Consider the following 24,226-nt stretch of genomic DNA (forward strand, 5'->3'; position numbering starts at 1 on the left):
CTAAAAAACGACCTTGAACGCACCCATAGAACCTCATCGTTTCATCCTCGAGCCCTTCGAGGCTCGCCGCTTCGCCAATCTGTGCGGGCAATTCGACGAGCATTTGCGCTTGATCGAACAGCGCCTGATGATCGAGATCCGCAACCGCGGCAATCAGTTCGAGCTGATTGGCGAACCCAAGCACACCACCTCCGCGGAAAATCTTCTGCGCCGTCTCTACCGGGAAACCAAGGGCACCGAGCTATCGCCGGACCTGGTACACCTGTTCCTCCAGGAATCCGCCGTGGAAGAGTTGGACAACCCATCGGTGGCCGATGCCGCCATAGCCCTGCGCACCAAGAAAGGCATGATTCGCCCTCGCGGCCTGAATCAGCAGCGCTATGTCAAAGAAATCCTCGGCAATGACATCAACTTCGGCATTGGCCCGGCCGGTACCGGCAAGACCTACCTCGCGGTGGCTTGCGCCGTAGATGCCCTGGAGCGCGAGCAAGTGCGGCGCATCCTGTTGGTGCGGCCAGCCGTGGAAGCGGGCGAGAAGCTCGGTTTCCTGCCCGGCGATCTGGCACAAAAAATCGACCCGTACCTGCGCCCGCTGTATGACGCGCTGTATGAAATGCTCGGTTTCGAACAGGTGGCCAAGCTGATCGAGCGCCAGGTCATCGAGATCGCGCCTCTGGCCTATATGCGCGGCCGGACCTTGAACAACAGCTTCATCATCCTCGACGAAAGCCAGAACACCACCGTGGAACAGATGAAAATGTTCCTCACCCGAATCGGTTTCGGCTCCACCGCAGTGATCACCGGCGACATCACCCAGGTCGACCTGCCCAAAGGCACCAAGTCGGGCCTGGCCCAAGTGATCAACGTGCTCAAGGATGTACCCGGCATCAGCTTCACTCACTTCATGCCCAAGGACGTGGTGCGCCATCCACTGGTGCAACGCATTGTCGAAGCCTATGAACGCTTCGAGCTGCGAGCCGAGGACGAGGCCGCCAAGGCTTCAGCCGACAGAGGCAACCGCCGCGATGCTTGAGCTTGACCTGCAACGCGCCAGCCAGCAGCCGGCCCCCAGCGATGAAGAGTTCCGCCAGTGGTGCGAACTGGCTCTGCGCCAGCGCACCGCCGATTCGGAACTGACCATCCGCCTGGTGGACGAAGACGAAGGCCGTGAGCTGAATCACACCTGGCGTCACAAAGATTACGCAACCAATGTGCTGTCATTTCCTGCCGACGTGCCGGATGAACTGCTGGATATCCCCTTGCTGGGGGACCTGGTGATCTGCATTGCGGTGGTCGAACGCGAGGCCGCCGAACAAGGCAAGGAACTTAAGGCCCACTGGGCCCATCTGGTCATTCACGGCTGCTTGCATCTGTTGGGTTACGACCATATAGATGATGACGAAGCCGAAGAAATGGAAGCACTGGAACGAACGTTGCTTGCTGAGCTGGGTCACCCCGACCCGTATGCAGACGACGAAAGCTGATCAACAACCACCTGTAACAACCAAGGATTCAGAGCAATCGCTATGAGCGAAGATCGATCGAGCAACGGGCAAAAGTCATGGCTGGGCAAACTGACCCAGGCTTTTGCCCATGAGCCGAAAAACCGCCAGGAGCTGCTGGAGCTGCTGCGCGAAGCCCATCAGAACAAATTGCTGGACAGCGAAGCGCTGGCCATCGTCGAAGGCGCCATCCAGGTAGCTGATCTGCAAGTCCGGGACATCATGGTTCCGCGCTCGCAGATGATCAGCATCAAGGCGACCCAGACACCCCGGGAGTTCCTGCCTGCAGTCATCGATTCGGCGCACTCGCGCTACCCGGTGATCGGCGAAAGCCATGACGACGTGATGGGCGTCCTGCTGGCCAAGGACCTGCTGCCGCTGATCCTCAAGGAGAACGGCGACAGCTTCAACATCAAGGACCTGCTGCGCCCGGCGACCTTCGTCCCCGAGTCCAAGCGCCTGAATGTGCTGCTGCGCGAGTTCCGCGCCAACCACAACCACATGGCCATCGTCATCGACGAATACGGCGGCGTGGCGGGCCTGGTGACCATCGAAGACGTGCTGGAACAGATCGTCGGCGACATCGAGGACGAGCATGACGTCGAGGAAGACAGCTACATCAAACCGCTTCCCAGCGGCGACTTCCTGATCAAGGCGCTGACGCCGATCGAGAACTTCAACGAGTTTTTCGACAGCGACTTCTCCGATGACGAGTTCGATACCGTGGGCGGCCTGGTGATGAGTGCTTTCGGCCACTTGCCAAAACGCAACGAAATCACTGAAATCGGCGCCTATCGCTTCCGCGTGCTCAACGCCGACAGCCGGCGGATTCATCTGCTGCGCCTGACCCCCATCTCCCGCTAAGGACAAGGGGCATCAGCCCTCCCCCGCACAGAATCATCGTCCCCAGGCCAAACCTGGCCTGGGGACGACAGATCTCGGGGGCGGACTGTCAAACAGCGCTGCAGGATTCGCTGCTCATCTGAATCCACCCACCCCATCTCCTCGTGCCCCGCCCGGCGCGAAACAGGAAAGAGCTGATGAAACGCCTCTTGCAGCGCTCAACCCGACCCGGCTGGCCCGGCAACCTGCTAGCCGTTGCAGCCGGCGCCATTACCACCCTGGCCTTGGCGCCCTATGACATCTGGCCGCTGGCGCTGCTGGCGGTAGGACTGTTCTATGCCGGTCTGCGGGAGCTCACGCCCCGCCAGGCCCTCGGCCGGGGCTGGTGCTTCGGCTTCGGCCTGTTCGGCGCCGGTACCAGCTGGATCTACGTCAGCATCCACACCTACGGCGGCGCATCGGCTTTGCTCGCCAGCGTGCTGATGCTGGCCTTCATCGCCGCCATTGCCTGGTTCTTTGCCCTGCCCGCCTGGCTCTGGGCCCGCTGGCTGCGGCGCAACGAAGCACCGCTGGCGGATGCTCTGGCTTTCGCTGCCCTGTGGCTGGGGCAGGAAGCGTTTCGCGGCTGGTTCCTTACCGGTTTCCCCTGGCTCTACTCTGGCTACAGCCAGCTCGACGGTCCCCTGGCCGGACTCGCGCCTGTAGGCGGCATCTGGCTGATTTCCTTCTCCCTGGCGTTGACCGCTGCATTGCTCTACAACCTGCCGCGCCTGATCAAGGCCGGACGCAAGGGGTTTATCGCCGCTGGCCTGTTGCTGCTGGCTGCGCCCTGGGCAGTTGGCCTGGCACTCAAAGGTCACGCCTGGACCAGCCCTTCGGGTGATCCGCTTTCGGTCGCCGCCATTCAGGGCAATATCGAACAAAGCATGAAATGGGACCCGGCCGAGCTCAATGCCCAACTGGCTCTGTACCGCGACATGAGTTTCAGCAGCAAGCGGGTTGACCTGCTGGTCTGGCCGGAAACCGCGGTTCCGGTGCTCAAGGAGTCCGCCGAGGGCTACCTGACGATGATGGGCAACTTTGCCGCCGAGCGTCATTCCGCATTGATTACCGGCGTTCCGGTGCGCCAACTGGTGCACCATGAAAAACGCTACTTCAACGGCATCACCGTGACCGGCGAAGGCGATGGCACCTACCTGAAACAAAAACTGGTGCCCTTTGGCGAGTATGTGCCCCTGCAGGAGCTGCTGCGTGGCCTGATCGACTTCTTCAACCTGCCAATGTCGGATTTTGCCCGCGGCCCGGCCGACCAGCCGTTACTGCAAGCCAAGGGGTATCAGATTGCGCCGTTCATCTGTTACGAAGTGGTCTACCCTGAGTTCGCCGCCGGTCTTTCGGCCCGCAGCGACCTGCTGCTGACCATCAGCAACGACACCTGGTTCGGCACCTCCATCGGCCCTCTTCAGCATTTGCAGATGGCGCAGATGCGCGCCCTGGAAGCCGGACGCTGGATGATCCGCGCCACCAACAACGGAGTCACCGGGCTGATTGATCCGTTCGGCAAGATCACCGTGCAGATTCCACAGTTCGAACGAGGCATTCTCTATGGCGAAGTAGTGCCCATGCATAACCTGACACCGTACTTGCAGTGGCGCTCATGGCCACTGGCAGTGCTCTGCGCCCTGCTGTTTGGCTGGGCCTTGTTGGCCAGCCGCATCGCCAAGACCGTTTAGAAAGCTTCGCCCGCAAGCCGGCTCCGACTGGAGTCGGCCCTGTGATCAGCGATAAAAGAGGCGATAACCTAACTGGCCCACCGCCTCGTTCAGCAACTGGCCGCTCTGCCAGATCGACTTGAACTCCGGCATCCAACCTCCCAACGGCCGAGCGTTGTCCACGCCCAGAAATCCTACCGGTGCTGGCACCACAACAAACCCTGCGCGCTCAAAACTCCAGACCGAACGGGGCATGTGCCAGGCCTGGGTCACGACCACCACGCGCTTGATACCCAGTGGCTGCAAGACTTCGGCGCTGAACTGGGCGTTTTCCCAGGTGGTGCGGCTACGACCTTCCTGCCAGCGCACGCTCACGCCAAAGTCATTGAGCAGCGATTCGGCCATCAGCGCAGCTTCGGTGGGCGGCGTACCGTAATGCAGGCCGCCGCTGGTCAACAGGGGCAGCCCGGAAGCCTTGGCCAGCCGCGCGGCATAACGCTCGCGCTCCAACCCCACACCCGTGGGCTGATCAGAACCCCAAGCCGGATCACCCCGCTCACGGCCGGAACCCAGGACCACGATCGCGTCCGCCTGCTCTGCCAGGCTGGCCCATTGGCTCTGTGGCAAGGGCGGCAACCGTTCAAGCCCACGGGCACCCCACTCCACCATTACCGGCAGGCTCATCAACCAGAAGCCGCCCAAGCCCAGGACAAAGCACCATCGCGCCAGCCGAGGCCTGGACCGACGCAGACTCCAGGCCAGTAGAAGCAACAGCAAGAGAATGCCGGGCGGCAGCAGTAACTGTTTGATGAAATAACGAAAAGGCATCGAGCATCTCCAAAAGATGCTCGAAGCCTAAAGGGGATACCCATGCGGCAACAACCGTTGCCAGGCACTTTCGCTTTCGAGGTCCTCGGCAACGACCTCTCAACCCAATGAAGGGCTCGGGACCTACTTGAACTGCTGGGACCGGACGCTTACCGAATCCCTGAAGGGCGCCTGATCCTTCAACCAAATGACCTTGGCCGAACGGGGCCTTTCCTGGTGTTGCGGACTGCCCGATACATTGACCTGCATTTCATGCTGACTGCGGGCCAGGTAGGCCCTGATCAACTCGAACTCAGCAGGGCTCAACCCCCGCAGCTCCAACTCGACCGGCCGTTCATTGCGCAGTCGATCCGCAGTTCTTGCCGCATCCAGGGCCAGAGCCAGTCGATTCAGCAGCCTTTCATACACCTCCGGTTCTGTTACTTTTCGCTGCGACTCAAGCATCCGTTCACCTCATCGAAGATAAGAATCACTCCCCTTTTTGAGCTTAGTCGGACAGCTGGAAGCGACGCGCCGCCGCGACCAACGGCCCGCGCGAGCAATCAGGGTTTCCCTCGGCAGAGTGCGGTCATGTATGCTACGGCGCTTCCTGTAACTCCACTTCCAGCTCCACCGGGCCCTGAAAAACGCCGTATTTGGCGCCATCACTACCCGAGGTTGCGTTGAAGAGGATTAGGCCACCCCTATTCAGTACAAAAGTAGCCATGCACGAACACTATCAGCCCCGTGAAATCGAAGCCGCCGCCCAGTCGTTTTGGGATGAGCAAAAGTCCTTTGAAGTCAGAGAACAGCCAGGCAAGGAAACTTACTACTGCCTATCGATGTTCCCTTACCCCAGCGGCAAGCTACACATGGGGCACGTGCGCAACTACACCATCGGCGACGTGATTTCCCGCTACCAGCGCATGCAAGGCAAAAACGTCCTGCAACCCATGGGTTGGGACGCCTTCGGCATGCCGGCGGAAAACGCCGCGATGAAGAACAACGTCGCACCGGCCAAGTGGACCTACGAAAACATCGCCTACATGAAGACCCAACTGCGCAGCCTGGGCCTGGCGGTGGACTGGTCTCGTGAGGTCACTACCTGCAAGCCGGACTACTACCGCTGGGAACAGTGGCTGTTCACCCGCCTGTTCGAAAAAGGCGTGATCTACCGTAAGAACGGCACCGTGAACTGGGACCCGGTCGACCAGACCGTCCTGGCCAACGAACAGGTGATCGATGGCCGCGGCTGGCGCTCCGGCGCGCTGATCGAAAAGCGCGAAATCCCGATGTACTACTTCAAGATCACCGCCTACGCGGATGAGCTGCTGGAGAGTCTCGACGAGCTGCCGGGCTGGCCCGAGCAGGTCAAGACCATGCAACGCAACTGGATCGGCAAGTCCCGTGGCATGGAAGTGCAGTTCCCTTACGATCAGGCGTCGATCGGCGAAACCGGCACCCTGAAAGTCTTTACCACCCGTCCCGACACCCTGATGGGCGCGACTTACGTCGCCGTCGCGGCCGAACACCCGCTGGCCACCCTGGCCGCCCGCAACAACCCTGAGCTGCAGGCGTTCATTGCCGAATGCAAAGGCGGCAGCGTTGCCGAAGCCGACATGGCGACCCAGGAGAAAAAAGGCCTGCCGACCTCGCTGTTCGTCGAGCACCCACTGACTGGCGAGAAGCTTCCGGTCTGGGTCGCCAACTACGTGCTGATGCACTATGGCGATGGCGCAGTAATGGCAGTGCCTGCCCACGATGAGCGCGACTTCGAATTCGCCAGCAAGTACGGCCTGCCGATCAAGACCGTGGTGCGCACCAGCGCCGGCGATGAGACGCCTGCCCCTTGGCAGGACGCTTACGGCGAGCACGGCGAACTGATCAACTCCGGCGAATTCAACGGCCTGGACTTCCCCGGCGCGTTCGACGCCATCGAAGTGGCCCTGCTGAAGAAGAACCTCGGCCAATCGCGTACCCAGTTCCGCCTGCGCGACTGGGGCATCAGCCGCCAGCGTTACTGGGGCTGCCCGATCCCGATCATCCACTGCGACAGCTGCGGCGATGTGCCGGTGCCGGAAGACCAATTGCCGGTCGTGTTGCCGGAAGATGTGGTGCCGGACGGCGCCGGTTCGCCCCTGGCACGCATGCCTGAGTTCTACGAGTGCAGTTGCCCGAAATGCGGCGCACCGGCCAAGCGTGAAACCGACACCATGGACACCTTCGTCGAATCGTCGTGGTACTACGCCCGCTACGCCTCGCCGCACTATGAAGGCGGCCTGGTGGAAAAATCGGCAGCCGACCATTGGCTGCCGGTGGACCAGTACATCGGCGGTATCGAACACGCCATCCTGCACCTGCTCTACGCGCGCTTCTTCCACAAGCTGATGCGTGACGAAGGCCTGGTGAGCTCCAACGAGCCATTCAAGAACCTGCTGACCCAAGGCATGGTGATCGCCGAGACCTACTACCGTCGTGAAGCCAACGGTGCCTACACCTGGTTCAACCCGGCGGACGTCGAACTCGAACGCGACAGCAAGGCCAAGGTCATCAGCGCCAAGCTGATCGCGGACGGCCTGCCGGTGGAAATCGGCGGCACCGAGAAGATGGCCAAGTCGAAGAACAACGGCGTCGACCCACAGTCGATGATTGACCAGTTCGGCGCAGACACCTGCCGCCTGTTCATGATGTTCGCCTCGCCACCAGACATGAGTGCCGAATGGTCGGACTCCGGCGTTGAAGGCTCGCACCGTTTCCTCAAGCGCGTCTGGCGCCTGGCTCAAGCACATGTCACACAGGGCCTGCCGGGCACACTGGACATCGCCAGCCTGAACGACGAGCAGAAAGCCATTCGCCGCTCGATCCACCAAGCCATCAAGCAGGCCAGCCACGACGTGGGCCAGAACCACAAGTTCAACACCGCAATCGCCCAGGTGATGACGCTGATGAACGTGTTGGAAAAAGCCCCGCAAGGTACCGAGCAGGATCGCGCACTGGTTCAGGAAGGCCTGGAAACCGTAACCTTGCTGCTGGCGCCGATCACCCCGCACATCAGCCACGAACTGTGGAATCGCCTGGGTCACGCCGACCCGGTGATCGACGCCGGCTGGCCGGTATTGGACGAAAGCGCCCTGGTTCAGGACAGCCTGCAACTGGTCATCCAGGTCAACGGCAAGCTGCGCGGCCAGATCGAAATGCCGGCCAGCGCCAGCCGTGAAGAAGTCGAAGCCGCGGCGCGCAGCAACGAGAACGTGCTGCGCTTCACCGAAGGCCTGACCATCCGCAAGGTCATCGTGGTGCCTGGCAAACTGGTCAACATCGTCGCCAGCTAATTGGATCGGGCGCCCGGTCCGGGACCGGGCGCCGAACAAAACCTTCAGGGCCACAAGGTTGGCCCATATGGTTTCAAGGGGAGCAATACATGATCAAACGTAACCTGCTGGTGATGGGCCTGGCTGTTCTGCTGAGCGCCTGTGGCTTCCAGTTGCGCGGCACGGGAACCCAGGAGCTGACCATCAAGGAGCTCGACCTGAGTGCTCGGGACGCCTACGGCACCACCGTGAAAATGCTCCAGCAGCAACTGGAAAACAGTGGCGTACGGGTCCATGCCGGCGCGCCCTACAAGCTGGTGCTGCTGAATGAGGAAAACTCCCAGCGCACGCTCAGCTACACCGGCGGTGGCAGCTCGGCCGAATACGAGATCAGCACAACCCTCAGGTACGAGATCCTGACTCACGACAACCTGCACCTGCTCAACGACAAGCTGGAAGTGCAGAAAGTCTTCCTGCACGACGGCAACAACATCACCGGTTCGGATCAGGAATCGTCGGAAACCCGCAAAGAAATGCGTCGCGACCTGATCCAGCGCATGCTGATCCGCCTGCAACTGCTGACCCCGGAACAGCTTGCTCAGTTGCAGGCTACCGCCGAGGCCAAAGCCAAGGCAGAAGCCGAGGCCCTGGAAGCCGCACGCAAGGCTGAGGCGGAAACTCCGCAACAGTCTCCCTTGGAACTGCCGAACCAGTAAGCCTTGCGGGGCGCTCAGGCGCCCCTCTGGCCCCCGCCTATGAAACTCGCCCCCGCCCAACTCGGCAAACACCTGCAAGGCACACTAGCGCCGGTCTACGTGATCAGCGGCGACGATCCCCTGCTGTGCCAGGAAGCCGCCGACGCCATTCGCTCTGCCGTGCGCCAGCAGGGATTCGACGAGCGCCAGGTCTTCAGCGCCGATGCCAGCTTCGACTGGGGCACCCTGCTGCAAGCGGGGGCCAGCATGTCGCTGTTCGCAGAAAAGCGCCTGCTGGAGTTGCGCCTGCCTTCGGGCAAGCCTGGGGACAAGGGTGCAGCAGCACTGATCGAATACTGTTCGCGTCCGGCCGAAGACACGGTGCTGTTGATCAGCCTGCCCAAGCTCGACGGCAGCGCACAGAAGACCAAGTGGGGCAAGGCCCTGGTCGAAGGTGCCCAGACTCAGTTCGTGCAGATCTGGCCGGTGGACGCCAACCAGCTTCCACAGTGGATTCGCCAGCGCCTGTCACAGGCCGGCCTGTCCGCCAGCCAGGACGCCGTGGAGCTGATCGCCGCCCGGGTAGAAGGCAACCTGCTGGCGGCCGCACAGGAAATCGAAAAGCTCAAGCTGATGGCCGAAGGCGGGCAGATCACCGTCGAAACGGTACAGGCCGCCGTGGCCGATAGCGCTCGCTTCGACGTGTTTGGGCTGGTGGATGCGATTCTCAACGGCGAGGCCGCCCATGCCTTGCGCATGCTTGAGGGACTGAGGGGCGAAGGCGTCGAACCGCCGGTCATTCTCTGGGCCCTGTCCCGGGAACTGCGACTGCTGGCCAACCTGGCACTGCAATTCAGCCAGGGTGTACCACTGGACAAGGTGTTCAGTCAGGCTCGCCCTCCCGTCTGGGACAAGCGCAAACCCCTGATGAGCAAAGCCTTGCAGCGCTATTCGGCGCAACGTTGGGGCCAATTTCTACTGGATGCCCAGCGCATTGATGCCCAGATCAAGGGCCAAGCCAGTGGTTCGCCCTGGAGCAGCCTGAGCCGGCTGTCGCTGCTGATGGCCGGCCAACGCCTGGCCCTGCCTGCCGAATAATCGCGCTACTTATCTTTTGCTTGCACTAGGGTCTGTTCTCGTTTGGCCCAGCAACGCGGCTCGTCACCAAACAGGAACAGACCCTAGACAGCAACTCCACTCTGGCCGATGATTCGCGCCGCAACACTTCTATTCCTGAAACAGCGAGCACTCACCATGAGCAAGCCATCCAAGCATGGCCCCAACAAGGCCAAATCCATCATCGCCCAGCCACTGTTCCGCAGCCGTCAGGAACGCCCGGCCAAGGGCAAAGGCAGCTACCGCCGCGAAGCCTTCCAGTCTAAAAGCTGGGAGGCTTCTTACTTTCTGGCCGCCTAAAGCCCTGAACCCCGTTGGCATGATAAGGTCTGCACCTGATTGTTATTCTCTCTGGACCTGTGCATGCCCTTTTGTCTTTCTCGTCGTTGGCACATGCGCCAACTGATCGCTGCCTCCAGCCTTGTTCTACTCGTCGCCTGCGCGGAGAAACCCACTGCCGCCGACGCCCAGCCGCTACCCAACCTCCAGGCAGCCCCCCTTGCCGCACCTGCCACCGTCGCACCACTGGCCGTCGACAATCTGGACATCCAGCCCACTCAGACCTTCGATGAATGGATGAACGCATTCCGCGCCGAAGCCTTGGGCGCCGGGATTCGCGCCGATGTATTCGACCGTGCCTTCGCCGGGATCACCCCGGATATGAGCGTGATCAAGGCCGACCGCAGCCAACCGGAATTCACCCGCCCCGTCTGGGAATACCTGGATGGCGCGCTGTCCCCGGTACGGGTACGCAAGGGCAAGGCACTGCTGGTCCAGTACAGCGACATCCTGCAACGGATCGAACAGCGCTATGGGGTTGATCGCCAGACCTTGGTGGCCGTTTGGGGCATGGAGAGCAATTTCGGTGACTTCCAGGGCAACAAGTCGGTGATTCGCTCCCTGGCAACCCTGGCGTATGAAGGACGGCGCCCGGCCTTTGCCAACAGCCAGCTGATTGCCGCCTTGCAGATCATTCAACACGGCGATATCCAGCCAGAGAAGATGCTGGGTTCCTGGGCCGGGGCCATGGGCCAGACCCAATTCATTCCAACCACCTACAACACCCACGCTGTGGACTTCGACGGCGATGGTCGGCGCGATATCTGGAACAGCCCGGCCGACGCCCTGGCCTCCACCGCTCACTATCTGCAAAGCTCAGGATGGCAAAAGGGCCAGCCCTGGGGTGTTGAAGTCCAGCTCAACAGCGGCTTCGACTATGCCCTGGCCGATGCGTCCACCCGCAAGACCGTGGCCGAGTGGATGCGCCTGGGGATGACAACCGCCAATGGCAAGGCGTTGCCTTACGGATCAGAGCAATTGTCCGCTTCGTTGCTGCTGCCTGCGGGTTATCGGGGGCCGGCGTTCCTGATCCTGGATAACTTCCGAGCGGTGCTCAGGTACAACAACTCATCGTCCTACGCCCTGGCAGTCAACCTGCTGTCCGAACGCTTCGGCGGCGCCGGCCTGATCAGTGGCGACTGGCCCAAGGACGACCTGCCCCTGAGCCGCTCCGAGCGCATCGAATTGCAGAGCCTGCTCAACGCCAACCAGTATGACGCCGGCAACCCCGACGGCATCATCGGAGCCAACACCCGCAAAGCCATTCGTAGCGCCCAGCAAGCATTGGGTTGGCCCGCAGACGGCTACCCTACTCACAAGTTGCTGGACAGCCTGCGCAACCGCTAAGCCCGGAGCTGGCGAAGGGCTTCCCCCTTCGCCAGGGCCAGCCCTACTTGAACACCACGTCCTGTGCCAGGGTCAACTCCCTCACCCCTGCGTCCAGCCTGACCAGAGCGCCCATGGGCAAAGTCAGGTTCGGGTCACAATGGCCACTGCGCCATCCTGCCAGCACCGGAATCCGCAGCGGCTCGAAGGTCTGCTTGAGCAGGCGGCACAATGCGCTGAAGTCCACACCGGCCACATCCCCCACCAAGACGCCCCGCAGGTTGTCCAGTTTGCCGGCCAGCCGCAGGTGATTGAGCAAGCGGTCAATACGGTACAACGGCTCGTTGACGTCCTCGATAAACAGGATGACGCCGTCGGTATTGATTTCGTAAGGCGTGCCCAGCGTGCTGGCAATCATCGACAGATTTCCCCCCAACAGCGGACCCAACGCAATGCCCGGCTCCACAGTGGTCAATGGGAAAGCCACGGGATGAGACAGCAGACTGCCCGCCTTTACCTGGCCCCGGAGCAGGTTGAAAAAGGACGCCTCGGTTGGCGGTTGCTTGTCACCCAGCAGGTCGGCATTGAGCATGGGTCCGTGAAAACTCACAAACCCGGCATAGCGGTTGATCGCCAGGTGCAGGGCGGTGATATCGCTGTAGCCGACAAAGGGCTTGGGGTTGCGCCGCAGCAACTCAAAGTCGATCTTGTCCAGCAAACGCGGACTGCCATAGCCCCCGCGCAGGCACACAATGGCGTCGACTTGGCTATCGGCAAAGGCGCTGTGCAAGTCATCGAGGCGCACCTCGTCGCTGCCAGCCAGATATCCCTCCTGCTGGCCAACGCCGGGAAAGATCCGCAGCGTATAGCCACGGGAACGCATCCATTGAAAGGCTTTTTCGGTATCCAGCACTGCGGGACCGGCGGGGGCAATAAGGCCGATGACGCCTTCCGCAGCCAGTGCCGGCACCGGCAGGTGAGCATGAAGGGCAGCAGTCGGTTGGATGGGCATGCAGATTCTCCCTGTGTGAATTCACTCAAGCACAGTAGCCATGAATCTCGTTAAACAGAAGAGGATGACGCGACCGGGTGGGCGAAAAACAACCGAGACTGCAGAGGTGCTCGAAAGAGCCGGGAAACTGCCCGCAAGACCCAAGCCTTGCGGGCAGGCAAATCAGGAAACCAGGCCTTCTCTGGCCAGTTTCGCTTGTTCGTCGGCGTGATACGAGGAACGTACCAGCGGGCCCGAAGCGACATTCTTGAAGCCCATCTTGTAACCTTCCTCGGCGAACCAGGCGAAGGTATCCGGATGCACGAAACGCTGAACCGGCAAGTGGTTGCGGGACGGCTGCAGGTACTGGCCAAGGGTCAGCATATCGATGTCGTGCTCACGCATGCGCTTCATGACTTCGATGACTTCGTCGTCGGTTTCGCCCAGGCCCAGCATCAAGCCGGACTTGGTCGGTACATGGGGCACTAGTTGCTTGAACTTCTGCAGCAAGGTCAGCGACCACTGGTAATCCGAGCCCGGACGCGCAGCCTTGTACAGGCGCGGCACGGTTTCCAGGTTGTGGTTGAACACATCCGGTGGCGTGGCAGCGGTGATTTCCAGGGCTACATCCATGCGACCGCGGTAGTCGGGCACCAGGGTTTCCAACTGTACGTTCGGCGACAGCTTGCGGATCTCGCGAATGCAGTCGGCAAAGTGCTGGGCACCGCCGTCACGCAGGTCGTCGCGGTCCACCGAAGTGATCACCACATACTTCAGGCGCAGGTCGGCGATGGCCACTGCCAGGTTCATCGGCTCGTCGACATCCAGAGGTTTTGGACGACCGTGGCCAACGTCACAGAATGGGCAGCGACGGGTGCAGATGTCGCCCATGATCATGAAGGTTGCGGTACCGCCGGAGAAGCATTCGCCCAGGTTCGGGCAGGATGCTTCTTCGCAGACGCTGTGCAACTTGTGCTTGCGCAGCAGTTGCTTGATCCGGTCGACTTCCGGGGATACCGGAATACGTACCCGGATCCAGTCCGGTTTCTTCGGCAGTTCGGTGGTCGGAATGATCTTCACCGGAATGCGCGCAACCTTCTCCGCACCGCGCAATTTGACGCCGGCTTCAACTTTCGGACGTGGCGCCCGCTCGGAGACATCCACCGTCGGGATCAGGGTTTGAACAGCGTCTTGCGCAGTAGTCATATCAGTCGATTCCGCCCGTTAGGGTCGTCTGCTCAGCATAGTCGAGGTGTTTGACGAGCTGCGCACGCAGCCGGGCACTTACCTCGGCAAATTCAATCGGCCCTGCATGGTCGCTCAGCTGGGTCATCGCCAACCCGGCATAACCACAGGGGTTAATCCGTCGAAACGGCTGCAAATCCATGTCCACGTTCAAGGCCAGGCCATGAAAGGAACATCCATGGCGGATACGCAGGCCCAGGGAGGCGATTTTCGCCCCTTCGACGTAGACACCCGGTGCATCGGGCTTGGCCGCCGCCGGCACGCCGTAGCTGGCCAACAACTCCACCAGGCATTGCTCCATGCGACTGACCAGATCACGCACGCCGAATCCCAGCCTGCGCACATCCAGCAGCAAGTAGGCCACCAACTGGCCGGGACCGTGATAAGTCACCTGTCCGCCGCGATCGGCCTGCACCACCGGTATATCTCCCGGCAGCAGCAGATGCTCGGCCTTGCCCGCCTGGCCTTGGGTAAACACCGGCGGATGCTGCACCAGCCAGATTTCGTCTGGGGCGCTGGTGCCTCGTTCATTGGTAAAGCGCTGCATGGCCTGCCAGACCGGCTCGTAAGCCATCAGGCCAAGCTCACGAAAGCCCAGCGTCTGTGGCATCACAGCACCATGTGGACGACACCGGTAGCACGCAGGGCACTATTGATATCACGCAGTTGGTCTTCACCGGTGGCGGTGATGTGCAGTTGTACCGTGGTGTACTTGCCGTTGCTGCTCTGACGCTCGGCCAGGGACTTGATGTCCAGCTTGGCGTACTTGGCGAGTATCTCGATCACGGTGTCCTTGAAGCCGACAACCGTGTCACCGATCACCTTGATCGGGTAGTCATCGACGGGAAATTCAATCTTGTGCGACTTAACGTCAGTGTCTGTCATGGCAGTAACGGCCTCGTAAGCCGGACGACGGACATGGCCCCCGCTCCACTTCGGAGCGGGGGCCATGCAGGTCGACAATATCAGTTGAACAAGCCGTAGAAGAATAGACGGATGCTATCCCACATGCGGCGGAAGATACCACCTTCGTCGACCGCTTCCAGGGCGATCAGGTCAGCGCTGTGCACTACCTTGTCGTCCAGTTTCACTTCGACTTTACCAATCACGTCGCCCTTGGCGATCGGCGCAACCAGTTGCGGGTTCATGGTCATGCTGGCGGCGAGCTTTTTCAACTGGCCTTTAGGCATGGTCATGGTCAGATCTTCAGCCAGACCGGCCTTGACCTGATGAGAGATGCCCTTCCACACCTGCGCCTGAGCCAGCTCGGTGCCTTTCTGGTAGAAGGTCTGGGTTTCGAAGAAGCGGAAACCGTAGGTCAGCAGCTTCTGGGTTTCGGCGGCGCGGGCCTGCTCGCTGTTGGTGCCGAACACCACGGCGATCAGACGCATGCCATCACGTACTGCCGAAGACACCATGCAGTAGCCGGCTTCATCGGTGTGGCCGGTTTTCAGACCATCGACGGTCTTGTCGCGCCACAGCAGCAGGTTACGGTTAGGTTGCTTGATGCCGTTCCAGAAGAACTCCTTCTGCGAGTAGATCGCATAGTGGGCAGGGTCTTCATGGATGATCGCGCGAGCCAGCACCGCCATATCATGGGCCGACGAGTAGTGCTCAGGGTTCGGCAGGCCGGTCGGGTTCATGAAGTGGCTGTTGCTCATGCCCAGATCGGCAGCCGTCTTGTTCATCATGTCGGCAAAAGCGTCTTCGCTGCCGGCAATGTGCTCGGAAACCGCAACACTGGCGTCGTTGCCCGACTGAATGATGATGCCGTGCAGCAAGTCGCTGACGGTGACTTGCGAACCCACCTTGATGAACATCCGCGACCCGCCGGTACGCCAGGCGTTCTCGCTGACGGTTACCGGATCGTTCTCGCCGATCTGGCCGCGACGGATTTCCAGGGTCGCGATGTAGGCGGTCATCAGCTTGGTCAGACTGGCCGGTGGCAGGCGCTGGTCACCATTGTTCTCCACCAGCACGTTACCGCTGCTGGCGTCCATGAGCACATAGGATTTGGCGGCCAGTTGCGGTGGCGACGGCATCGCTTCGACCGCCCAGGCGGCGGGCGTGATGATCAGCGGGACAAGCAGGCACAGGCGTTTGGCAAAGGTGGTGATGTTCATCCGTCTCTCGAAGTTGCTAATGGAAACTTGCCCGAGGGCAAAACTATTTCAGACAGCCTTCTAAAGGGCTGTCGCGTGTTCAGTTGCTCACTCACTGACCCTTGCCGGGCTTTTGTTGTTCGACGAGCCAACAACCAGGGTCCGCCCCCCAATACCGCAAGCGGACCCTCAATCTTCTTACTCGGCAGTCACCACACTGGGCTGGCCAAGGTTAGCCAAGCGCACACTGTTCTGCGCTTGCTGAGCCTCACCCGGCGTGCCGAATGGCCCCAAGCGTACCCGATGCAGCGTCTGCTGATTACGTACGATCGAGCTGATGAACACCGGGGCGCTCACCATGCTGCTCAATTTAGACCTCAACAGCTCCGCAGCGTCCGGGTTGGCGAAGGCCCCCACCTGCAGATACTGGCCTGAGGCGGCTGCAGGAGTGTTTTTAACTTGTACGGGAACTACCGCTGCGGCGTGTTGCTGGGGCGGCGGTGTCCATTGCTCGACAGTACCGGCCGAAGCCGTGATCACCGGCGCGTTATTTTGCGCCACTTGCGGCTCATTGAGCATCAACGGCGCAGGACGGCCACGCTGGGCCCACCACTGCTGCGGATCAATGCCTTCGACCTTGACCCGAGCGGTGCCGGTCTCGGCATAACCGAGCTTCTTTGCAGCCGCGTAGGACAGGTCGATGATGCGGTCGGAGTAGAACGGACCACGATCGTTGACCCGCAGGATCACGCTGCGATTGTTGTCCAGGTTGGTGACCTTCACGTAACTGGGCAACGGCAGGGTCTTGTGTGCGGCACTCATACCGTACAGGTCATAGACCTCGCCATTGGCGGTGTTCTGACCATGGAACTTGGTGCCGTACCAGGACGCCGTACCGGAGGCCACGTAGTTCTTGGACTCCTGGATGGGGAAATAGGTTTTGCCCAGCACCGTATAGGGGTTGGCCTTGTACGGGCCGGTGTGCAGGGTCGGGGTCGCATCGGGAATGCGCGAGACGTCGACGTCCCACCAGGGCGCGCCATCCTTGTGTGCACGGTTGACGTCCAGGCCCGGCATGGCGCGCACGCCACTCGTGGACTTGTGCTGCGGCGAGCGGCTCGTCGAGCAACTGACCAACAACAAGGACAACGCGGCAAAAGCCACCAGCTTCAGGGGTTTGCGGATTGGCATTGCCAGCATTACTTGACGCCCCGTGCTTGGACCAGTTGTTCAGACAACTGATGTACGGCCATGGCATACATCACGCTGCGGTTATAGCGAGTGATCGCGTAAAAGTTCTTCAGGCCCATCCAGTATTCCGGGCCACTGTCACCTTCCAGACGGAAAGCGGTGACCGGCAGATCATCGCGCAGCGCATCATGACTCGACCAGCCCAAGGCCCGCAACTCCCCGACCGTCTTGGTCGGCTCTATCCCTGTGGTCAAGCCTTCGTCCACGCGATCGCCACGCACGTCGGCGCGACTCACCACCGGCTCGCCGGCCACCCAGCCATGACGCTTGAAGTAGCTGGCAACGCTGCCGATGGCATCGTCCGGGTTGGTCCAGATATTGATGTGGCCATCACCGTCGAAGTCCACCGCATAGGCGCGAAAACTGCTCGGCATGAACTGCGGCAGCCCCATGGCTCCCGCGTAGGAGCCCTTGAGGCTCAAGGGATCAAGTTGCTCTTCACGGACCAGCAGCAGGAACTCGCGCAGTTCCTTGCGGAAGAATTCGGCGCGGGGCGGATAATCGAAGCCCAGGGTAGATAACGCATCGATCACCCGGTAATTGCCGGTATTACGCCCAAAAAAGGTCTCAACGCCGATAATCGACACTATGACCTGGGCCGGTACGCCATATTCCTGCTCGGCGCGAGCCAGAACCGCCTCATGCTGACGCCAGAAATCCACACCGCGGGCAATGCGCGCGTCGGTGATGAACATCGGCCGGTATTCTTTCCACTGCTTGACCCGCTCGGCCGGCCGCGAAATGGCGTCAAGAATCGATTGCTTGCGCTCGGCCTCGCGGAACACCCCCATCAGCTGTTCCCCGGCAAAACCATAGTCCCGGGTCATTTCGCCAACGAATTCGGCCACTTGCGGCGAACCTTCGTAATCACCGGCGAACGCGGGTTGCGCTGCACCAAGGATGCTTACCAGGCCGACCCACGGCGCATGCCGAGCAGCCCAGCCACGCATTACTTGCATTGAATTCTTCACCTTAATCAAACCTGCGCGATCCACTTGCGATGGGTATGGATCGACATCAAAACCCCAAACGCTGACAGTAGCGTCACCAGCGAAGTTCCTCCGTAGCTAATGAACGGCAACGGAACCCCCACTACCGGCAACAAGCCACTGACCATACCGATGTTGACGAAAACGTAAACAAAAAACGTCATGGTCAGGCTGCCTGCGAGCAACTTGCCGAACAGCGTCTGCGCCTGAGCGGTGATCACCAACCCGCGCCCGATCAACAGCAGGTAGATCAGCAGCAGCGCACAAATGCCCACCAGGCCGAACTCCTCGCCCATGACCGCAATAATGAAGTCGGTGTGGCTCTCCGGCAAAAAGTCCAGGTGCGACTGCGTACCCAGCAGCCAACCCTTGCCGAAAACCCCGCCGGAACCGATGGCCGCCTTGGACTGGATAATGTTCCAGCCCGTGCCCAGGGGGTCGCTCTCGGGGTCGAGAAAAGTCAGGATTCGCTGTTTCTGGTAGTCATGCATGATGAAGAACCACATGGCTATGGCCACCGGCACCGCGGCCGCCAGCACACTCAGAATCCAGCGCCAGCGCAGCCCACCCATGAACAGCACGAAGGCGCCACCGGCCAGGATCAGCAGGGCGGTGCCCAGGTCCGGCTGACGCACGATCAGGATGAACGGAATGCCGATCAGTATCAGGCTGATCCCCACATGCTTGAGATGGGGCGGCAAGGTGCGCTTGGACAGGTACCAGGCGATGGTCGCCGGCATGATGATCTTCATGAACTCCGACGGCTGGAAGCGGATCACCCCGGGAATGTTGATCCAGCGGGTCGCGCCCATGGCGTTGTGGCCCATGACGTCCACCACCACCAGCAACACCACGCCGAACACATAGCCCAGAGGCACCCAGCGCGCCATGAAACGTGGCTCGAACTGGGCGATGACAATCATCGACACCAAGCCGATGCCGAAGGACGTGGCCTGCTTGGCCAGCAGATCCCAGCTCTTGCCACTGGCGGAATACAGCACGAACAGGCTGCCGGCGGCCAGCGTCAACAGCAACACCAGCAAGGGGCCATCGATATGCAGGCGCTGCAACAGCGTCGCACGACGGCGCATCACATCCTCACTGGAGAGGATGCGGTCAAAATTACTCTTCACGGGCCGTAGCCTCCGCGCTGATAGGGCTGGCGAACTCAGGCTTGAGCTGGCCGTCCTGGCCGAGAAGCCAGGCATCCATCACCTGGCGCACCACGGGAGCCGCAACGCCGGAGCCCGACTCGCCGTTCTCGACCATGACCGAAACTACGATCTTGGGGTTTTCCGCCGGGGCGAAGCCGACAAACAGGGCGTGGTCGCGATGGCGCTCCTGAACCTTGGAGCGGTCGTATTTCTCGCCCTGCTTGATCGCCACCACCTGGGCGGTACCACTCTTGCCGGCAATCCGGTACTGCGAACCAACCGCAGCCTTGCGCGCAGTGCCGCGGGCGCCGTGCATCACCTGCTGCATGCCGTGATTGACCCTCATCCAGTCCGACGGGTCGCGCAGGACGATGTCCGGCATCGGGTTGTGATCCACCGGCTTCTCGCCTTCGATGCTCTTGGCCAGGTGCGGTCGGTTCCACTTGCCCTTGCTGGCAACCAGAGCGGTCGCCTGGGCCAGTTGCAACGGCGTCGACTGCATGTAGCCCTGGCCGATCCCGAGAATCAGGGTTTCTCCCGGGAACCAGGCCTGACGCCGGGTGGCGCGCTTCCACTCGCGGGTCGGCATCAGCCCCGGGGATTCCTCGAACATGTCCAGGGAGACCTTCTGGCCGATGCCGAACTTGGTCATGTAGGCCGAGAGCCGATCGATCCCCAGCTTGTGGGCCAGGTCATAGAAATAGGTGTCGTTGGACCGCATGATCGCGGTGTCCAGGTCGACATAACCGTCACCGCTTCGGTTCCAGTTGCGGTACTTGTGATCGTAGTTGGGCAGTTGGTAGTAGCCCGGGTCGTAGACGCGGGACGAGGCCGTCACCACCCCGGCATCCAGCCCGGCAATCGCCACCGCCGGCTTGATGGTCGAACCCGGTGGATACAGACCGCGCAGCACCCGGTTGAACAGCGGCCGATCAATGGAATCACGCAATTCGGCATAAGCCTTGAAGCTGATACCGGTGACGAACAGGTTCGGATCGAAACTTGGCTGGCTGACCATCGCCAGAACTTCCCCGGTGCTCGGGTCCAGCGCCACCACCGCACCGCGGCGGCCGCCCAGAGCCAGCTCCGCGGCCTCCTGCAACTTGATATCCAGGCTCAGGACAATGTCCTTGCCGGGAATCGGGTCGGTGCGCTTGAGCACCCGCAGCACTCGGCCACGGGCGTTGGTTTCAACTTCCTCGTAACCCACCTGGCCATGCAATTCCGGCTCGTAGAAACGTTCGATGCCAGTCTTGCCGATATGGTGGGTGCCGCTGTAGTTCACCGGGTCCAGGGACTTCAGCTCTTTCTCGTTGATCCGCCCCATATAGCCCACGGAGTGCGCAAAGTGTGCGCCCTGCGGGTAGTGCCGGACCAGTTGCGCAACCACTTCCACCCCGGGCAGACGGAACTGGTTCACCGCAATGCGGGCTATCTGCTCTTCCGTCAACTCGAACAGGATCGGCACCGGTTCGAAAGGGCGCCGCCCCTGTTTCATGCGCTTTTCGAACAGCACCCGGTCTTCCGGGGTCAGTTCCAGCACCTCGACAATCACATCGAGGACCTGCTGCCAGTTGCCGGAACGTTCGCGGGTCATGCTCAGGCTGAAACTGGGCCGGTTATCAGCAACTACCACGCCATTGCGGTCGAAAATCAGTCCGCGAGTCGGGGGAATCGGCTGCACATGCACCCGATTGTTCTCCGACAGCGTGGAGTGATAGTCGTACTGAATCACCTGCAGGTAATACAGCCGGGCAATCAGCACGCCAATCAGGCAGACCACCATAATGGCGCCGAACACGACCCGGCTACGCACCAGACGGGCGTCTTTTTCGTGGTCCTTGATGCGGATCGGCTGGGACATTAGGGGCGCGGGCTACTTGTGGTAAGGGTGCCCGGACAACACGGTCCAGGCGCGATACAGCTGTTCACCGATGAGAATCCGCACCAGCGGGTGCGGCAAGGTCAGCGGCGACAGCGACCAACGCTGATCCGCTCGCGCACAGACTTCCGGCGCCAGCCCTTCCGGGCCGCCGACCATGAAATTCACGGTGCGCGAATCGAGACGCCAACGATCCAGTTCCACCGCCAACTGCTCGGTGCTCCAGGGTTTGCCGTGCACCTCGAGGGTGACGATGCGCTCGTTATGCCCGACCTTGGCCAGCATGGCTTCGCCTTCCTGACGGATAAAGCGAGCCACGTCGGCGTTCTTGCCCCGGGTATTGAGCGGAATTTCCACCAGTTCCAGCGCCAGCTCGGAGGGCAGACGCTTGGCATACTCGTGCCAACCCTCTTCCACCCACTTGGGCATGCGTGAACCAACAGCGATCAGACGCAGGCGCACAGCTGTCCCTTATTGCTGGTCTTTGTTGAGCTTGGTGAAGTGCTCGTGGCCATGCTCCGGGCTGTGGTGCTTGCCATCGGCCGCGCGGCTCTGCTCGGCGCCCTGCCACAGACGCTCCAGGTCATAGAACTGACGAGCCGAGGCAGTCATCATGTGCACGATCACATCGTCCAGGTCCAGCAGCACCCAGTCGCTGTCGCCCTTGCCTTCTTCACCCAGCGGACGCACGCCCTGGGCCTTGACCATCTCGCGGACCTTTTCCAGCATCGCGCCGATCTGGCGATTGGAGGTACCGGTGGCGATGATCATGTAGTCAGTGATGCTTTGCTTGTCGCGAACATCGATCACCAGGACATCCTGGGCCTTGACGTCTTCCAGCGCGGCAACAGCCACCTTGACCAGATCTTCGCCTTTCATTACTTGGTTAGTCATATAAAACTCGTTCAGCTCGTATGTTTGGAGCGCCGCTCAGCACAGGCCGGCAGCGTTCCTTCAGTTCGGCGCACGGTAAAGTCCGTGAGCATCGATATAGGCCAGGACCGCGTCAGGCACCAGGAAACGTACCGACTTACCGCTGGCCAGCAGTTGACGGATCTGGGTGGCGGACACCGCAAGCGGCGTCTGCCAGACGAATGCAATGTGTCCCCCCGGCCCTTGCAGGGCCAGTGGGTCGCTCACCGAGCGCGCCGCCAACAGGTTGCGCAAGGCATCCGGTGGCTCGCTGTCGGCATCCGGGCGTTGCAGCACCAGGATGTGGCAATGCTGGAGTAATTCTTCCCAACGATGCCAGGTGGGCAGGCCGCAAAACGCGTCCCAGCCCAGTAACAGAAACAACTGGTCATCCGCGGCCAACTCGGCCCGCATCTGCTCCAGGGTGTCGATGGTGTAGGACGGCTTGTCCCGTTTCAGCTCACGGTCGTCCACCACCAGGGGTGAAACGCCCGCCACCGCATATTCGACCATCGCCAGACGATCGAGCGCCGACACCTGCGGTGTATCCCGATGCGGCGGCCTGGCACTGGGTGTCAGGCGCAGCTCATCGAGTTGCATGGATTCAGCCACCTCCAGCGCACCACGCAAGTGGCCGATATGCACTGGATCGAAGGTGCCGCCCAGCAGACCGATACGTTTGCCCATCAAGTGCGCACGTGACCGTCGCCGAAAACCACATACTTCTCGCTGGTCAAGCCTTCCAGGCCCACCGGGCCACGGGCGTGCAGCTTGTCGGTAGAAATGCCGATCTCAGCGCCCAGGCCATATTCGAAACCGTCGGCAAAGCGCGTAGAGGCATTGACCATGACCGAACTGGAGTCCACTTCATTGAGGAAGCGCCGAGCGTCACTGAAGTTCTCGGTGACGATGGAGTCAGTATGGTGCGAGCCGTAAGTGTTGATGTGTTCGATGGCCTGCTCCAGGTTGTCCAGCACCCGGATCGAGAGGATCGGCGCGGTGTACTCGGTGCGCCAGTCTTCTTCGGTCGCTTGCAGCACATCGGCGCCAAGAATTCCTCGGGTTTGCTCGCAGCCACGCAACTCGACGCCCTTGTCGCGATAGATCGCAGCCAATGGCGGCAATACGCGCTCGGCAATGGCGGCGTGAACCAGCAGGGTTTCCATGGTGTTGCACGGCGCGTAGCGCTGGGTCTTGGCGTTATCGGCAATACGAATCGCCTTGTCCAGGTCCGCCGCCACATCGATATACACGTGGCAGACGCCGTCCAGGTGCTTGATCACCGGCACTTTGGCATCGCGGCTGACCCGCTCGATCAGGCTCTTGCCGCCACGAGGCACAATTACGTCGACAAACTCGGGCATGGTGATCAACGCACCCACCGCGGCGCGATCAGTGGTTTCCACCACTTGCACCACGTGAGGCGGCAGATCGGCAGCCGCCAATCCCTGCTGAATGCAGGTGGCAATGGCACGGTTGGAATGAATGGCCTCGGAACCACCCCGCAGGATGGTGGCGTTGCCGGACTTCAGGCACAGGCTGGCAGCATCGATGGTCACGTTCGGACGGGACTCGTAGATGATGCCGATCACTCCCAGGGGCACACGCATCTTGCCCACCTGGATGCCCGAAGGCAGGTAGCGCATGTCGCGGATTTCACCGATGGGGTCAGGCAGCTTGGCCACCTGACGCAGGCCTTCGATCATTTCATCGATACGCGCCGGAGTCAGCGCCAGACGATCCAGCAGAGCCGGTTCCAGACCATTGGCCCGGCCGTTGGCCAGGTCCTGCTCGTTGGCTGCGGTCAGCTCCGGTCGCGCAGCGTCCAAGGCATCGGCAGCCGCCAACAGCGCACGGTTCTTCTGCGCAGTGGTGGCACGGGCGATCACCCGGGAAGCTTGGCGGGCAGCGCGACCCAAACGGGTCATGTAGTCAAGAACGGACTCAGTCATGGTCTGGTGTGGTCTTGGCAAAGAGGAAAGCGGCTGATTATAGCTGTCGCGCCCGTTCACGGACAGCGGTCACGGGCGGATGGTCGAAATGGAGTGT

General features: G+C 61.2%; 24 protein-coding genes. 9 read left to right on the forward strand and 15 right to left on the reverse strand.

The features are described from left to right. The first annotated feature begins 13 nt into the window (after window positions 1–13). The 4 genes from Q8O96_RS26145 to lnt all read left to right on the forward strand — a co-directional run bounded on the left by Q8O96_RS26145 (window position 14) and on the right by lnt (window position 4,078). A complete protein-coding gene (locus Q8O96_RS26145; protein WP_102865361.1) occupies window positions 14–1,033 on the forward strand; it encodes a PhoH family protein in 1,020 nt (339 codons plus the stop codon). Next, window positions 1,026–1,484 (forward strand): rRNA maturation RNase YbeY, encoded by a 459-nt coding sequence (gene ybeY / locus Q8O96_RS26150; RefSeq protein ID WP_102865360.1) that lies wholly within the window; start codon window positions 1,026–1,028, stop codon window positions 1,482–1,484. Before Q8O96_RS26145 ends, ybeY begins: the two co-directional genes overlap by 8 nt. A 42-nt stretch (window positions 1,485–1,526) precedes the next feature. Further along, complete coding sequence (locus tag Q8O96_RS26155) at window positions 1,527–2,366, forward strand: HlyC/CorC family transporter (protein WP_011063653.1); 840 nt, start codon at window positions 1,527–1,529, stop codon at window positions 2,364–2,366. Window positions 2,367–2,554: 188 nt separating this feature from the next. Further along, window positions 2,555–4,078 carry an apolipoprotein N-acyltransferase gene (gene lnt, locus Q8O96_RS26160; RefSeq protein WP_250330540.1) on the forward strand — a complete coding sequence of 508 codons (1,524 nt, stop codon included), beginning with the start codon at window positions 2,555–2,557 and terminating at the stop codon, window positions 4,076–4,078. A 45-nt stretch (window positions 4,079–4,123) separates the two neighbouring features. On the opposite strand, the gene Q8O96_RS26165 is transcribed toward lnt, so the two are convergent. Together Q8O96_RS26165 and Q8O96_RS26170 are read right to left on the reverse strand one after the other, a co-directional pair. Beyond that, window positions 4,124–4,885, reverse strand: a complete 762-nt coding sequence (locus tag Q8O96_RS26165) for a YdcF family protein (RefSeq protein WP_102865359.1) — start codon at window positions 4,883–4,885, stop codon at window positions 4,124–4,126. Window positions 4,886–5,008: 123 nt separating this feature from the next. Next, window positions 5,009–5,329, reverse strand: coding sequence for a hypothetical protein (locus tag Q8O96_RS26170; protein WP_305949714.1), 321 nt, complete (start codon window positions 5,327–5,329; stop codon window positions 5,009–5,011). 260 nt (window positions 5,330–5,589) lie between these two features. Here Q8O96_RS26170 and leuS point away from each other — a divergent pair, with 260 nt between their 5' ends. From leuS to Q8O96_RS26195, 5 genes are all read left to right on the forward strand, one after another. Beyond that, complete coding sequence (leuS, locus tag Q8O96_RS26175) at window positions 5,590–8,196, forward strand: leucine--tRNA ligase (RefSeq protein WP_102865357.1); 2,607 nt, start codon at window positions 5,590–5,592, stop codon at window positions 8,194–8,196. A gap of 89 nt (window positions 8,197–8,285) precedes the next feature. Next, window positions 8,286–8,891, forward strand: a complete 606-nt coding sequence (gene lptE / locus Q8O96_RS26180; protein ID WP_102865356.1) for an LPS assembly lipoprotein LptE — start codon at window positions 8,286–8,288, stop codon at window positions 8,889–8,891. A 39-nt stretch (window positions 8,892–8,930) separates the two neighbouring features. Continuing rightward, window positions 8,931–9,968, forward strand: coding sequence for a DNA polymerase III subunit delta (holA, locus tag Q8O96_RS26185; RefSeq protein WP_305949715.1), 1,038 nt, complete (start codon window positions 8,931–8,933; stop codon window positions 9,966–9,968). 156 nt (window positions 9,969–10,124) lie between these two features. Next, window positions 10,125–10,286, forward strand: coding sequence for an alternative ribosome rescue factor ArfA (arfA, locus tag Q8O96_RS26190; protein WP_007927093.1), 162 nt, complete (start codon window positions 10,125–10,127; stop codon window positions 10,284–10,286). Between the two features lie 63 nt (window positions 10,287–10,349). Continuing rightward, the gene (locus tag Q8O96_RS26195) at window positions 10,350–11,672 is read left to right on the forward strand and encodes a lytic murein transglycosylase (protein ID WP_207166615.1); all 1,323 of its coding nucleotides are present in this window, start codon (window positions 10,350–10,352) and stop codon (window positions 11,670–11,672) included. A gap of 43 nt (window positions 11,673–11,715) precedes the next feature. On the opposite strand, the gene Q8O96_RS26200 is transcribed toward Q8O96_RS26195, so the two are convergent. The 13 genes from Q8O96_RS26200 to Q8O96_RS26260 form a co-directional block, all read right to left on the reverse strand. Continuing rightward, on the reverse strand, window positions 11,716–12,663 hold the full coding sequence (locus Q8O96_RS26200) for an LD-carboxypeptidase (protein ID WP_305949716.1): 948 nt from the start codon (window positions 12,661–12,663) through the stop codon (window positions 11,716–11,718). Window positions 12,664–12,825: 162 nt separating this feature from the next. Further along, window positions 12,826–13,848 carry a lipoyl synthase gene (gene lipA / locus Q8O96_RS26205; protein ID WP_102865352.1) on the reverse strand — a complete coding sequence of 341 codons (1,023 nt, stop codon included), beginning with the start codon at window positions 13,846–13,848 and terminating at the stop codon, window positions 12,826–12,828. A gap of 1 nt (window position 13,849) precedes the next feature. Next, complete coding sequence (gene lipB, locus Q8O96_RS26210; RefSeq protein WP_102865351.1) at window positions 13,850–14,497, reverse strand: lipoyl(octanoyl) transferase LipB; 648 nt, start codon at window positions 14,495–14,497, stop codon at window positions 13,850–13,852. Then, window positions 14,497–14,772 carry a DUF493 domain-containing protein gene (locus tag Q8O96_RS26215; RefSeq protein WP_011063665.1) on the reverse strand — a complete coding sequence of 92 codons (276 nt, stop codon included), beginning with the start codon at window positions 14,770–14,772 and terminating at the stop codon, window positions 14,497–14,499. The genes lipB and Q8O96_RS26215 overlap by 1 nt, the downstream gene beginning before the upstream one ends. A gap of 80 nt (window positions 14,773–14,852) precedes the next feature. Next, window positions 14,853–16,010 carry a D-alanyl-D-alanine carboxypeptidase family protein gene (locus tag Q8O96_RS26220; RefSeq protein WP_305949717.1) on the reverse strand — a complete coding sequence of 386 codons (1,158 nt, stop codon included), beginning with the start codon at window positions 16,008–16,010 and terminating at the stop codon, window positions 14,853–14,855. A gap of 177 nt (window positions 16,011–16,187) precedes the next feature. Next, entirely contained in the window at window positions 16,188–17,189 is a 1,002-nt protein-coding gene (locus tag Q8O96_RS26225) for a septal ring lytic transglycosylase RlpA family protein (RefSeq protein WP_102865349.1), read from the reverse strand. Further along, window positions 17,189–18,211, reverse strand: a complete 1,023-nt coding sequence (mltB, locus tag Q8O96_RS26230) for a lytic murein transglycosylase B (RefSeq protein WP_371826211.1) — start codon at window positions 18,209–18,211, stop codon at window positions 17,189–17,191. The genes Q8O96_RS26225 and mltB overlap by 1 nt, the downstream gene beginning before the upstream one ends. Window positions 18,212–18,216: 5 nt before the next feature. Then, on the reverse strand, window positions 18,217–19,320 hold the full coding sequence (rodA, locus tag Q8O96_RS26235; RefSeq protein ID WP_102865347.1) for a rod shape-determining protein RodA: 1,104 nt from the start codon (window positions 19,318–19,320) through the stop codon (window positions 18,217–18,219). A 31-nt stretch (window positions 19,321–19,351) separates the two neighbouring features. Next, on the reverse strand, window positions 19,352–21,247 hold the full coding sequence (gene mrdA, locus Q8O96_RS26240; RefSeq protein ID WP_102865346.1) for a penicillin-binding protein 2: 1,896 nt from the start codon (window positions 21,245–21,247) through the stop codon (window positions 19,352–19,354). 12 nt (window positions 21,248–21,259) lie between these two features. Continuing rightward, the gene (rlmH, locus tag Q8O96_RS26245; protein WP_011063671.1) at window positions 21,260–21,727 is read right to left on the reverse strand and encodes a 23S rRNA (pseudouridine(1915)-N(3))-methyltransferase RlmH; all 468 of its coding nucleotides are present in this window, start codon (window positions 21,725–21,727) and stop codon (window positions 21,260–21,262) included. 9 nt (window positions 21,728–21,736) lie between these two features. Then, a complete protein-coding gene (gene rsfS, locus Q8O96_RS26250) occupies window positions 21,737–22,159 on the reverse strand; it encodes a ribosome silencing factor (RefSeq protein ID WP_015637171.1) in 423 nt (140 codons plus the stop codon). Between the two features lie 60 nt (window positions 22,160–22,219). Then, a complete protein-coding gene (gene nadD, locus Q8O96_RS26255; protein WP_102865345.1) occupies window positions 22,220–22,864 on the reverse strand; it encodes a nicotinate-nucleotide adenylyltransferase in 645 nt (214 codons plus the stop codon). Next, window positions 22,864–24,129 carry a glutamate-5-semialdehyde dehydrogenase gene (locus Q8O96_RS26260; protein WP_102865344.1) on the reverse strand — a complete coding sequence of 422 codons (1,266 nt, stop codon included), beginning with the start codon at window positions 24,127–24,129 and terminating at the stop codon, window positions 22,864–22,866. Before Q8O96_RS26260 ends, nadD begins: the two co-directional genes overlap by 1 nt. Window positions 24,130–24,226: the final 97 nt, after the last annotated feature.

Origin of the sequence: Pseudomonas sp. LPH60, assembly GCF_030718165.1 — a bacterium.
GTDB lineage: Bacteria > Pseudomonadota > Gammaproteobacteria > Pseudomonadales > Pseudomonadaceae > Aquipseudomonas > Aquipseudomonas danubii.

Excerpts from the sequence above, each read along its gene's own strand:
- ybeY (WP_102865360.1), top strand. The coding sequence starts at position 1,026 with ATGCTTGAGCTTGACCTGCAACGCGCCAGCCAGCAGCCGGCCCCCAGC.
- Q8O96_RS26155 (WP_011063653.1), top strand. The coding sequence starts at position 1,527 with ATGAGCGAAGATCGATCGAGCAACGGGCAAAAGTCATGGCTGGGCAAA.
- Q8O96_RS26165 (WP_102865359.1), bottom strand. The coding sequence starts at position 4,885 with ATGCCTTTTCGTTATTTCATCAAACAGTTACTGCTGCCGCCCGGCATT.
- Q8O96_RS26170 (WP_305949714.1), bottom strand. The coding sequence starts at position 5,329 with ATGCTTGAGTCGCAGCGAAAAGTAACAGAACCGGAGGTGTATGAAAGG.
- leuS (WP_102865357.1), top strand. The coding sequence starts at position 5,590 with ATGCACGAACACTATCAGCCCCGTGAAATCGAAGCCGCCGCCCAGTCG.
- lptE (WP_102865356.1), top strand. The coding sequence starts at position 8,286 with ATGATCAAACGTAACCTGCTGGTGATGGGCCTGGCTGTTCTGCTGAGC.
- holA (WP_305949715.1), top strand. The coding sequence starts at position 8,931 with ATGAAACTCGCCCCCGCCCAACTCGGCAAACACCTGCAAGGCACACTA.
- arfA (WP_007927093.1), top strand. The coding sequence starts at position 10,125 with ATGAGCAAGCCATCCAAGCATGGCCCCAACAAGGCCAAATCCATCATC.
- Q8O96_RS26195 (WP_207166615.1), top strand. The coding sequence starts at position 10,350 with ATGCCCTTTTGTCTTTCTCGTCGTTGGCACATGCGCCAACTGATCGCT.
- Q8O96_RS26200 (WP_305949716.1), bottom strand. The coding sequence starts at position 12,663 with ATGCCCATCCAACCGACTGCTGCCCTTCATGCTCACCTGCCGGTGCCG.
- lipA (WP_102865352.1), bottom strand. The coding sequence starts at position 13,848 with ATGACTACTGCGCAAGACGCTGTTCAAACCCTGATCCCGACGGTGGAT.
- lipB (WP_102865351.1), bottom strand. The coding sequence starts at position 14,497 with ATGCCACAGACGCTGGGCTTTCGTGAGCTTGGCCTGATGGCTTACGAG.
- Q8O96_RS26215 (WP_011063665.1), bottom strand. The coding sequence starts at position 14,772 with ATGACAGACACTGACGTTAAGTCGCACAAGATTGAATTTCCCGTCGAT.
- Q8O96_RS26220 (WP_305949717.1), bottom strand. The coding sequence starts at position 16,010 with ATGAACATCACCACCTTTGCCAAACGCCTGTGCCTGCTTGTCCCGCTG.
- Q8O96_RS26225 (WP_102865349.1), bottom strand. The coding sequence starts at position 17,189 with ATGCTGGCAATGCCAATCCGCAAACCCCTGAAGCTGGTGGCTTTTGCC.
- rodA (WP_102865347.1), bottom strand. The coding sequence starts at position 19,320 with ATGCGCCGTCGTGCGACGCTGTTGCAGCGCCTGCATATCGATGGCCCC.
- mrdA (WP_102865346.1), bottom strand. The coding sequence starts at position 21,247 with ATGTCCCAGCCGATCCGCATCAAGGACCACGAAAAAGACGCCCGTCTG.
- rsfS (WP_015637171.1), bottom strand. The coding sequence starts at position 22,159 with ATGACTAACCAAGTAATGAAAGGCGAAGATCTGGTCAAGGTGGCTGTT.
- nadD (WP_102865345.1), bottom strand. The coding sequence starts at position 22,864 with ATGGGCAAACGTATCGGTCTGCTGGGCGGCACCTTCGATCCAGTGCAT.
- Q8O96_RS26260 (WP_102865344.1), bottom strand. The coding sequence starts at position 24,129 with ATGACTGAGTCCGTTCTTGACTACATGACCCGTTTGGGTCGCGCTGCC.